This is a genomic window from Granulicella sp. S190, from assembly GCF_009766095.1.
Classification (GTDB): Bacteria; Acidobacteriota; Terriglobia; order Terriglobales; family Acidobacteriaceae; genus Edaphobacter.
This window is the reverse complement of the sequence record NZ_LMUD01000053.1, coordinates 1-296: the sequence shown is the minus strand read 5'-3', so window position 1 is coordinate 296 and position 296 is coordinate 1. Positions and strand designations below refer to the sequence as shown.

Below are 296 nucleotides of genomic sequence, written 5' to 3'. Positions count from 1 at the left end.
GATGCGGAGGAGGAGGACCCAGCGGAGGAGGAAACCCCCCTTTCAGATCAGGACCACCCCCAGAAGGAGCAAATCCCCAGCAACCCATTAACACGGCTCAAGACGTTAAAATGATGGGTCAGCTACCCACCATCTTCACTGGGGATCGCTCGAAGGCTGAATACTTCATTGAGGCCGTTAAAATGTACTTCTGCCTTAACGAAGATGTGGCAGGGATGAATTTGCCAAAGAAGTAAATAACCTTCACGCTAACTCTAATGGAAGGACCAAACGTGGATGGGCAAACAAGCCATGGG

Annotated in this window: 1 protein-coding gene; it reads left to right on the top strand. The window is 50.7% G+C overall.

The window, feature by feature from the left end:
* On the top strand, positions 1–236 hold a 236-nt coding region (locus GSQ94_RS21195), incomplete at its 5' end, for a hypothetical protein (protein WP_216843155.1).
* Between the last annotated feature and the right edge of the window lie 60 nt (positions 237–296).